A 6,256-nucleotide genomic window follows, 5' to 3' on the forward strand; every position below is an offset into this window, starting at 1 on the left:
GTTGGGTTGAGAGGGTGGTCGCGACTCAGGCCGCGACGTCAAGGCCGGGGGCCGGATCGATGCTCAGTTCGGCGAGCAGGTCGCTGGAGAGCAGATCGCTGGCGAGGAGATCGGTGGCCAGAAGATCCGTGGCCGCCGCATCGGCCAACTCGGGAGCCACCATCGCTGCGGGGGCCTGGTCGTGGCCGCCGGCCATCGCCGGAGCGAGAAACGCCATGGCCAGACCCACCATCAGGGCGAAGAGGAAGGTAAGGGCTCTCATTGGCCAAGGACAGAATCTCCACAGTCCTAACACCACTCCGCCCCATGTCGCTCTCGGGAGGAGAAGATGGCCCGATGGAGCGCAGCGAAACCTCCCCCGCCCCGGCCATCGCCTACGCGGGATTCCGGGTCCGTACGGCGGCCTCGCTGATCGATTCGGTGCTGATGCTGATCATCACCGCCCCCCTGCCGCTCCTGGTTTTCATCGTGCCGGACGAGACGGCGGTGCTGGTTCTCAGCACGGTGGTGTCGGCCCTGGTGGTGATCCTGTTCTGGCGCTGGAAGCAGGGCACGCCCGGCAAGTTGATGCTCCGCCTGAGAATCGTCGATGCCGGAACCGGCGGCGAGCCCGGCCTGCGTCAGTGGTGCCTGCGCTATGGGGGCTACATCCTCTCGACCCTGCCCCTGCTCCTGGGTTTCCTCTGGATCGCCTGGGATCCCCGGCACCAGGGCTGGCACGACAAGCTCGCCGGCACGGTGGTGATCCGTGTGCCCCATCGCGCGACCGGGGCCGGGAACGCTGGTGCTGGACCTCCCTGACATCCGTCCCCTGCGGCCATGACAGCTCCCTCCCCCGATCCCCTCGATGAGGCCATCGCCGCCCGCCGCGCCCAGGACCCCCTGGTGGGGGCCCGGATCGGTGCCGAAGAGATCAGCCGCCGGCTCCTGAAGGCCATGGCGTCCGACCGGGGCGTGCACGTCGAATCGCTGCTGGCGGTCTGCGGTGCCCTGGCGGGCCAGGCCTGTCAGGCCGGTGTGCGGGCCCGGTCCAGGGCGGCCGGCCTGGCGGAGCTTTCGGGCCTGCACGTCGTCGGCACCGGGGACGGGGGCTCCTGCCTGGTGGGCGAGGGGCTGGTCCAGGCCCTGTTCAACGATCCCTATTCCACCTGGGGTCTGGCCGCCGGTGCCGCCCAGCAGGCGGGCTGCACGGCCCTGCCGGACCCGACGGCGCTGTGGCGCCACGGGATGGAGCACCTCGGCCAGGGGGACTTCGGCGTGCCCCAGGTGCCCGACGCCCACCAGCCGTCGCCCGAATCCCTGCAGGCGCTGCCGAGCCTCTGGCCGGCCCTGCTGCCGCTGGCCCAGCGGTTCTGCCCCGAAGCGGTGGAGTGGCCGATCCTGTACGGCCTGGTGGCCCAGAAGGCGATCACCATGGGCCGGGAGGTGATCGATCCCTGCCTGGCGCTGCGGATCGTGATGGACACCGCCATCGCCAGTGCCATGGTGGTGCTGCCCCAGAGCCCGGAGCCCGCCAGCGCTCCCTGACCGTGCCGGGCTCGACGGGCATCCGCGTCCCGACATCCCCGTCTTGGCAGCGGCGGCCAGGGGCGTTACCAAGGCCTTCACGGTCCCTTGCAGCAGGCGGATGGACTCCCGCTTCCCACGGTTTCTGACGGCGCTGGCCCTGCCCTGGCTGGTGTCCCTGGCGCCCCTGCCCCTGCTGGCGATGGGGGAGCCGCCGCCCCGGCCCTTGGAGATTCCCCTGGAGGTGCCGGTGGGGGACCTGGGGCAGAACGACCGTCTGCCGGATCCACTGCGGTCCCGCTACAAGCCGGCACCGGTGGGGGCGTTTCCGGTGCCCCAGGCCGGGGCCCTGGGCTATCCCCTCGGCCTGCAGCCCAGCGAGCAGGCCCCGTTCGGCTGGCGGCTGGCGGAGGCGCGCAACGCCTGGCGCGTGCACACCGGCCTCGATCTGATCGCCCCGGAGGGAACGCCGGTGTTCGCCGTGCTGCCCGGCACCGTGCGGCTGGTGGATGAGGTGGGTGGCTACGGCCTGCTCGTGGTGATCGACCATGGCCTCGGCTGGCAGAGCCTTTACGCCCACCTGCTGGATGTGGCGGTTCTGCCCGGGGAGAGCCTGGTGGCGGGGCAGCCCATCGGCCGGGTGGGCAGCAGTGGCTCGGCCACCACGGCCCATCTGCACTTCGAGTGGCGCCAGATGCGCCAGGGACGGCTGGTGGCTGTGGACCCCTCGCCGCTGCTGCAGACGATCGGCACCGGCCCCTCCGTGGCGGGCCGGGCGCCCTTGCCGCCGCTGCCCTGAGCCAGGGTGTCGGCGGGCTTCGCCATTCAGGCGTGGTCCGGATCCAGCGGCAGGCGCTTCAGGGCCAGGGCCAGGCGCCGCGCTGCCAGCAGCAGGGGGTAGAGGCGGCGGCTGCGGGACGGTCCGTCGAACAGCGGCACCAGCAGTTGCAGCAGGGGATCACTGGGCCGCATCAGGGCGCAGAGCTGCCGCACGGCCTCCGCCCCGTGCCAGGCCCTCTCCCCCTGGAGCAGGACCGCCCCCTGGGCCAGCGGCAGGCCCCGCTCCCGCAGGTCATGGCGCAGGGCCGCGTCGGCCCGCCCATCGACGATCTGCAGATGGGGGATCCCGCCGCGCAGTTCGCTGCTGAGGGCGAAGTGACGGCAGAACGGACAGCCCCCGTCGTAGACGAGGCGCAGGGTCTGCGGGGCGACGAGCCCCAGGGTCTGCGGGGCCGGATCGGGCGGTGGGGATGGGGGGGCGCCCATCGCGGCAGGGGGGATCAAGGGTGGGCGGCCGAGACTTCGGCAGCGTGATCGGAAGATTCGATTCTGGCGCCGGCGGCAGAAGAGCGGCGCAGGGGCGTCGAAGGATCGATTTCACCAAGTCCTGACAGGTGGCTGGATTCTGTGATCCTCGGCACCGTTCGATTCCTCAGAACGGTTAGATCCTCTGCCAATGGATGACTGGAAAGATGCTCACACCAACCACCCGTCTGAGGCTCCAGGAGATCATCGGCAGGATTGCCGATTCCCGCCCGGTCAGCCTCCATGAGCGCATCTATGTTCAGAAGTTCGCTGATCGCGATGCCAGTGTCTGGAGCTGGTTGCGGCGGGCCCAGCGCACCCAGCAACGGGGTGAGCCCGAATCGGAACTCGATCGCTTCACGGGCTCGCTGGATCTGGGCGACCCTTGTGACAGCGGCGGATTCGATCCCGGCCGGGACGATCTGGGCGACTGGTTCAGCGGAGCTCCGCATTGGCTCAGGCGCAGTTGAGTCGCCCTTAAGCGGTAGAAACACTCATTGCCGATTCTTCGTCGCATCGGCAACCGACATGCCGTAGGGACCGTGTGTTGATGCCATGGTCAGGTCTCAGCCAGGTCGGAGGGCACCATGGACGCCTTACTTTGTAGCTATCGCAACTGTTCGGAACGGATGCGGATCATCCGCTGCTGTGGGCCCGAGGATTTCTTCCTCGAACGGGTTGTCTTTCCCTTCGAAGTGCTCACTTTCCATTGCCCGCCCGCTACGGATGTGGAAATCTGGGCGCGGGATTCGGTGGGTGTCGTCCTCAGCGAACAGCTCCCCGCCGACGCCCTGGCCATGCAGCAGAGTGAGGTGTCGCCCCGTCCGGAATGGCTGCCCCAGGTTCCCAGCCGAGCGGTGGGGGTGAGGGGCAACGCCAGTTCGGTCTGCCTTCTGCCCCACTGACGCCGGCCGCGGACGTCGGCATCGTCTGCAGCGCCAGCTACCGCGACCACATCACCGGCCCCTGGCATCCGGAGTGCCCCGCCCGGGTCGATGCCGTGATCCAGGGCCTGGAGCGGGCCGGTCTGCTGGCCCGCTGCCGGATCCTTCCACCGCGCCCGGCCACGGACGCGGAGCTGCTGCGCTGCCACACCCCGGGGTATCTGCAGCGGGTCAAGGAGGACATCCAGGCGGGCCGTGACCAGCTCTCCACCGGTGACACCGCCATCAGCCCCCAATCGGAGCGCACGGCGCGGCTGGCGGCGGGGGGGGTGCTGGCGGCGGTGGAGGCCGTCATGGAGCAGCGGGTGCGCCGGGCCTATGCGGTTGTCAGGCCCCCTGGGCACCATGCCAGTGCGGCGCGGGGCATGGGCTTCTGCATCTACAACAACGTGGCCGTCGCCGCCCGCCACCTGCAGGCGGTCCATGGTCTCGAGAAGATCCTGGTCGTCGACTGGGACGTGCACCACGGCAACGGCACCCAGGACATCTTCTGGAGCGACCCCTCGGTGCTGTTCTTCAGCAGCCACCAGTCGCCGCTCTATCCAGGGTCGGGCACCCGCCAGGAGCGGGGGGAGGGGGCCGGGGCCGGCACCACCCGCAACTGCCCCCTGCCGGCCGGAACGTCGGGGCCCGAGCTGGTGGCCGCCTGGCGGGAGGAGCTCCTGCCGCTGGCGGAGGCCTTCGCCCCGGACTTCGTGCTGATCTCGGCCGGTTTCGATTCCAGGGCCGGCGATCCCCTGGGGGATTTCTTGCTGCAGGACGGGGATTTCACGGCCCTGACCCAGCTGCTGCTCACCATTGCTGGCGACCATGCCCAGGGCCGTCTGGTGTCCGCCCTGGAGGGCGGCTACGACCTGAAGGGCCTGGCGTCGGCCAGTGTCGCCCACGTGGCCTGCCTGCTGGGGGACAGCGGGCCGCGCTGACCACGCCACCAGAACCAGGCCTCGCGGTTGATCAGCAGGCCGATCAGCACCATCGCCAGCATCAGCACGATCTGGTCGGCCCGGGCGTCCGGCACCAGGATGTCGGCGGCCAGGTGGGGCAGGTTGGTGAGGGTATAGACAACGCTCAGCCAGAAATGGGCAGAGCGCCAGTGGCGCCAGCGGCGCGGCTGGCCCGGATCACTGGCGGCGTAGGCGATCAGCACGACCGCAGCCAGGGGCACCAGGAAGTACGCCAGCATGGCGCCGAACAGCAGCGGCAGCCGGGCGGCCGCCACATGGCCGTGGATCTCCGGGGAGATCCCGTGGAACAGGGGCATCAGGCCCAGCTCCACATGGAACAGCATCGCCAGCAGCCAGGCGATCCAGAGGCTGCGCAGACGCAGGGCGTGGTCGACAACGGTGGCCATGGGGACGTTCCAGGGCCCCCTGAGTCTGGGCAGCCCCGCCTGCGACGCGTGCGGAATGGCTCGGTTCTTGATGGGCCGGTTCGTTGCCAGGCTCCTTACATTGGGCGGACGGTCCATGGGTCCTTCCCCCCAGGCTGCTTGTGATGACCTCCACGACCTCCTCCCTGCCCAGCACCGCGGTGGCCACCGGGCCCGCCGGGAGGCCCATGGCCCAGCCCATGGATGCCGGGCTGCTGGAGGGTCTGCAGGACCACCTGGGTCTGGAGCGCAAGGCCAGCGCCGCCTACTGGGCCATGGCCCTCTGGTTCGCTGAGCGGGAACTGCGTGGCTTCGCCGCCCACCTCATGGCCGAGTCCCGTGGTGAACAGCAGCATGCCGGCCTGCTGGCCGATTACCTGATCGCCCGCGGCCAGACGGTGGACCTCGGGGAGCTGCCCGCCCCCTGCCAGAGCTGGAGCGATTTCGAGGCTGTGCTGGCGGACGCCTTCCGCCTCGAGGCCGATGTCACCACGTCCCTGCAGCTCCTCTATTCCATGGCCGAGCGCGCCGGCGACGTGCGCACCACCGTCTTCCTCGACCCGATGATCCAGGGCCAGATCGCCGCCGAGAACGGCGCGGCCCACCTGCTCGGTCGGGTGCGCTTCGGGCGCCAGGAGGCTGCCTCGATGCTGCTGATCGATGGGGAACTGGCGGCGGCCCAGGCGGCGGTCGCTGCTTAGGTCTGAACCCTCGGGGAACGGCCCCCTTCCCCCCGGCGGATCAGGCGGCCAGGGGCCGGCTGGTGATCTCCAGCAGAAAGGCGGCGCCGAGGGGATCGCGTAGGGGCAGACGCGTCAGTGCATGGGCCTGGCGCTGCAGTTCCAGGCGGCGTTGCTCGAGTCGGCGGGTTTCACGGCCAAGCCTCAGGCGGAGCCGTTCGTCGCGGCAGGCGGCCCCTTGCCCCTTCAGCCGCTGCCAGCTCTGGCGCACGGCGGCCATGTCGCGGCAGAGGCTGCCGATGAGACTGTCGCCGGTGTGGATCGGGGCGGCCATCGCGGTTCAGGCCGCCAGGGGAGCGCCATCCACCAGGGCCGGTGCCAGGCGCAGGCTGGTCTCGCCGCTGGGGACCTGCATCAGGTCGGCGGCCCGGATGCGGGAGATCAGCCGGGTG

General features: G+C 70.3%; 11 protein-coding genes and 1 pseudogene. 7 read left to right on the forward strand and 5 right to left on the reverse strand.

Going from position 1 to position 6,256, the window contains the following annotated elements; translation table 11 throughout:
- Positions 1-25: 25 nt before the first annotated feature.
- Positions 26-262 (reverse strand): hypothetical protein, encoded by a 237-nt coding sequence (locus KUG39_RS00975; RefSeq protein ID WP_216912143.1) that lies wholly within the window; start codon positions 260-262, stop codon positions 26-28.
- A 44-nt stretch (positions 263-306) separates the two neighbouring features.
- On the opposite strand from KUG39_RS00975, the gene KUG39_RS00980 reads away from it, so the two are divergent.
- From KUG39_RS00980 to KUG39_RS00990, 3 genes are all read left to right on the forward strand, one after another.
- Positions 307-801, forward strand: coding sequence for an RDD family protein (locus KUG39_RS00980; protein WP_216912144.1), 495 nt, complete (start codon positions 307-309; stop codon positions 799-801).
- Between the two features lie 18 nt (positions 802-819).
- Positions 820-1,527, forward strand: coding sequence for a hypothetical protein (locus tag KUG39_RS00985; RefSeq protein ID WP_216912145.1), 708 nt, complete (start codon positions 820-822; stop codon positions 1,525-1,527).
- 100 nt (positions 1,528-1,627) lie between these two features.
- Positions 1,628-2,305, forward strand: coding sequence for a M23 family metallopeptidase (locus KUG39_RS00990; protein ID WP_216912146.1), 678 nt, complete (start codon positions 1,628-1,630; stop codon positions 2,303-2,305).
- A 26-nt stretch (positions 2,306-2,331) separates the two neighbouring features.
- Here the strand turns inward: KUG39_RS00990 and KUG39_RS00995 are convergent, their stop codons facing one another.
- Positions 2,332-2,772 (reverse strand): DCC1-like thiol-disulfide oxidoreductase family protein, encoded by a 441-nt coding sequence (locus KUG39_RS00995; RefSeq protein ID WP_190612444.1) that lies wholly within the window; start codon positions 2,770-2,772, stop codon positions 2,332-2,334.
- Positions 2,773-2,978: 206 nt separating this feature from the next.
- On the opposite strand from KUG39_RS00995, the gene KUG39_RS01000 reads away from it, so the two are divergent.
- The 3 genes from KUG39_RS01000 (at position 2,979) to KUG39_RS01010 (ending at position 4,678) form a co-directional block, all read left to right on the forward strand.
- A complete protein-coding gene (locus KUG39_RS01000) occupies positions 2,979-3,281 on the forward strand; it encodes a DUF8638 family protein (RefSeq protein ID WP_216912147.1) in 303 nt (100 codons plus the stop codon).
- 159 nt (positions 3,282-3,440) lie between these two features.
- Entirely contained in the window at positions 3,441-3,716 is a 276-nt protein-coding gene (locus KUG39_RS01005; protein ID WP_233133757.1) for a DUF1830 domain-containing protein, read from the forward strand.
- Positions 3,641-4,678: a histone deacetylase family protein gene (locus KUG39_RS01010; protein ID WP_286192826.1), complete on the forward strand. Its 1,038-nt coding sequence runs from the start codon at positions 3,641-3,643 to the stop codon at positions 4,676-4,678. The genes KUG39_RS01005 and KUG39_RS01010 overlap by 76 nt, the downstream gene beginning before the upstream one ends.
- Here KUG39_RS01010 and KUG39_RS01015 read toward each other — a convergent pair.
- The gene (locus KUG39_RS01015) at positions 4,603-5,106 is read right to left on the reverse strand and encodes a hypothetical protein (RefSeq protein ID WP_216912149.1); all 504 of its coding nucleotides are present in this window, start codon (positions 5,104-5,106) and stop codon (positions 4,603-4,605) included. The genes KUG39_RS01010 and KUG39_RS01015 overlap by 76 nt on opposite strands.
- Positions 5,107-5,249: 143 nt before the next feature.
- Here KUG39_RS01015 and KUG39_RS01020 point away from each other — a divergent pair, with 143 nt between their 5' ends.
- Entirely contained in the window at positions 5,250-5,825 is a 576-nt protein-coding gene (locus KUG39_RS01020; protein WP_216912151.1) for a ferritin, read from the forward strand.
- Positions 5,826-5,865: 40 nt separating this feature from the next.
- On the opposite strand, the gene KUG39_RS01025 is transcribed toward KUG39_RS01020, so the two are convergent.
- Both KUG39_RS01025 and KUG39_RS17200 read right to left on the reverse strand, forming a co-directional pair.
- On the reverse strand, positions 5,866-6,138 hold the full coding sequence (locus KUG39_RS01025) for a hypothetical protein (protein WP_094584089.1): 273 nt from the start codon (positions 6,136-6,138) through the stop codon (positions 5,866-5,868).
- 6 nt (positions 6,139-6,144) lie between these two features.
- Positions 6,145-6,256 (reverse strand): annotated as a pseudogene (locus tag KUG39_RS17200) (Crp/Fnr family transcriptional regulator); the annotation flags it as partial.

The sequence above is a fragment of the Synechococcus sp. CCAP 1479/10 genome (assembly GCF_019038515.1).
GTDB lineage: Bacteria > Cyanobacteriota > Cyanobacteriia > PCC-6307 > Cyanobiaceae > Cyanobium.

What these genes read in the sequence shown, in the direction of transcription:
- KUG39_RS00975 (WP_216912143.1), bottom strand. Translation starts at nt 262, where the DNA reads ATGAGAGCCCTTACCTTCCTCTTCGCCCTGATGGTGGGTCTGGCCATG.
- KUG39_RS00980 (WP_216912144.1), top strand. Translation starts at nt 307, where the DNA reads ATGTCGCTCTCGGGAGGAGAAGATGGCCCGATGGAGCGCAGCGAAACC.
- KUG39_RS00985 (WP_216912145.1), top strand. Translation starts at nt 820, where the DNA reads ATGACAGCTCCCTCCCCCGATCCCCTCGATGAGGCCATCGCCGCCCGC.
- KUG39_RS00990 (WP_216912146.1), top strand. Translation starts at nt 1,628, where the DNA reads ATGGACTCCCGCTTCCCACGGTTTCTGACGGCGCTGGCCCTGCCCTGG.
- KUG39_RS00995 (WP_190612444.1), bottom strand. Translation starts at nt 2,772, where the DNA reads ATGGGCGCCCCCCCATCCCCACCGCCCGATCCGGCCCCGCAGACCCTG.
- KUG39_RS01000 (WP_216912147.1), top strand. Translation starts at nt 2,979, where the DNA reads ATGCTCACACCAACCACCCGTCTGAGGCTCCAGGAGATCATCGGCAGG.
- KUG39_RS01005 (WP_233133757.1), top strand. Translation starts at nt 3,441, where the DNA reads ATGCGGATCATCCGCTGCTGTGGGCCCGAGGATTTCTTCCTCGAACGG.
- KUG39_RS01010 (WP_286192826.1), top strand. Translation starts at nt 3,641, where the DNA reads ATGGCTGCCCCAGGTTCCCAGCCGAGCGGTGGGGGTGAGGGGCAACGC.
- KUG39_RS01015 (WP_216912149.1), bottom strand. Translation starts at nt 5,106, where the DNA reads ATGGCCACCGTTGTCGACCACGCCCTGCGTCTGCGCAGCCTCTGGATC.
- KUG39_RS01020 (WP_216912151.1), top strand. Translation starts at nt 5,250, where the DNA reads ATGACCTCCACGACCTCCTCCCTGCCCAGCACCGCGGTGGCCACCGGG.
- KUG39_RS01025 (WP_094584089.1), bottom strand. Translation starts at nt 6,138, where the DNA reads ATGGCCGCCCCGATCCACACCGGCGACAGTCTCATCGGCAGCCTCTGC.